Raw genomic sequence first — 2,045 nt, 5'->3', positions numbered from 1 at the left:
TAACCCCAGACATAAGCGACAATCTCATTAGTAGCACGGTCATAAGCATAAATAAGCCAAACTTTACGCTTCTTGCGATATACGTAAGTCCAGAACTCATCAACCTCTAAGCGTTCATAGTAGCGCTTCTTAGGTACAATCTTGTAAATGGATGAGCCTATGGTGCTAAGCACTTTTCCAATACTAACCTTGGCTATAACGGCTATGTCTCTAACACCACAACCTCGGACAGTCATCAGTCGTATGAGATCTTCTATTCTAGAGTGACAGCCGTTATAGGTTACCGCATGATCGCCAATAAACTGGCGTTTGCAGTCCTTGCACTGGTAGTTCTGCTTGCCATAGCTTTTTTTGCCGTGTATCGAAAAACTGGGACTGTGACAGTCGGGGCAATTGATCTGTATTTGTGTCTTCATAACCTCAAATATATCATCTTGCTTCGGCTGTCACCCTTCCTTTATTACCCCAACATACTTTTTGATACACCATCAAAAATTTAACCAGCAGTTCCAATTGCTCGTATGAGAAATCTATTATTATCCAATCCTGCCCCCTTAGTTTTTATAGTTAATCAATCAATATACACACTAATCATTCTCAAATGCTAACTAATTGTCTTTTTTCAATTCTTACAGTGGGACTGAACCAGTGAAAGGACCTGATAACCTATCATTAGCCTATACATCTCAGCAAACCGTCAAGGACTTTAAAACTAGTGCTCTGAACTAAAACGGCTATATAACTTTTTATCGTAGTAAGGTGGAAAGTTAGGATAGAATAGAGGTGCCAATAACAGTTAGATTAAAGGAAGCCCTATGTCAGCAACCAAGGAAGAGATAGCTGAGTTCATGAAGTCTGAGTTCCCTCAAGCAAAGTACAAGATTGAGGCAGTAAATAGCAGTGGGTCAATTTTATCCCATGATATCAGTTTAGATGATTTGAGACCTGGAGGTACTGTATCGGGACCTGTAATGATGGGAATTGCTGATGTGGCTCTTTATGTGGCTATCTTAGGTAGAATTGGCATAGTACCATTAGCAGTAACCACGAGTCTAACTATCAACTTTTTACGTAAACCAACTGCAAAATCACTCATTATTGCTGAGTGCAAACTGCTAAAAATTGGAAGAAGTCTAGTCGTAGGTGAGGTTTCTTTATACTCAGATGGATCTGACGAATTAGTTGCCCATGTTGTGGGAACCTACTCAGTACCACCAACCAGGAACAAGTCTGAAAATATGTAAAAGATATCAACTTAAAGCCCTTTGCTCAAATCCTAGTGAAATAGATCAGGCGTCTTTACTGGTCTAGTTCCCTAGTGAGGACTTGAATCTTTGGCCGTGGGCTAAGAAATAGTCCCAGTGTACTTACCATACAAATTTTATTTGTGATCGGTGCGCTACACAGACTGTAATACTCAGCATGAGTATTACAGTCTGTGTATGTGATAGCGTAGGTCAGCATTATAATATTAAGCTTATATAACTATAAAATAGATACTTCTAGCCAATACACGGGTGTTTTCCCTCTAGAAGCTTGAGAACGTGGCTGAAGAATACGCAATTCATATTTACCTGAATATGGGAGCGTGTAATAACCTTGATCGTCCACTTCAGGTGCATACTCTCCTGCGTTAACAGAGTCTGCTAGATTCTTATGGAATAAATAAGAATCTACATTCCCTCCCGCTATTTTGACATAAAGCCTTTGATTTTTTTTAGAGTAAAATGTATAGGAATCATAGAGCCTTTCCTAAATTTCGTGTAAGTACTTCTACAATCTAAATGATAGTTACACACTTTTTAGGAAAGGCTAGATACCCCCCCCTTATTACGTCAAGTAGTAGGGGGGGGGCATTTTTTATATGTTCTAAATTCCCTAGAGAAACAATAGGGGCTGTATAGAATTGAGGAACCATTGAAAAACATAAGCAACGCCTTACTCTACTGTTTACCACAACAAAGAAATAAGGCATCACTTATGACTCGCACCAAGCTCAACGATGAACTTTGGCACAAGCTATTTATTATATTGCGACAAATTAA

At 39.1% G+C, this 2,045-nt stretch carries 2 protein-coding genes; one reads left to right on the top strand and one right to left on the bottom strand.

All coding sequences use genetic code 11. The features are described 5' to 3' along the window. A partial coding sequence (locus A7325_RS13630) for an IS1 family transposase (RefSeq protein ID WP_156508562.1) occupies positions 1–416 on the bottom strand: 416 nt, incomplete at its 3' end. A gap of 399 nt (positions 417–815) precedes the next feature. Here A7325_RS13630 and A7325_RS12985 point away from each other — a divergent pair. Then, positions 816–1,244 (top strand): PaaI family thioesterase, encoded by a 429-nt coding sequence (locus A7325_RS12985; protein ID WP_068408804.1) that lies wholly within the window; start codon positions 816–818, stop codon positions 1,242–1,244. Positions 1,245–2,045 lie beyond the last annotated feature (801 nt).

This window comes from Psychrobacter sp. SHUES1, assembly GCF_001652315.1.
GTDB lineage: Bacteria > Pseudomonadota > Gammaproteobacteria > Pseudomonadales > Moraxellaceae > Psychrobacter > Psychrobacter faecalis.
This window is presented reverse-complemented; position numbering and strand designations above follow the sequence as displayed.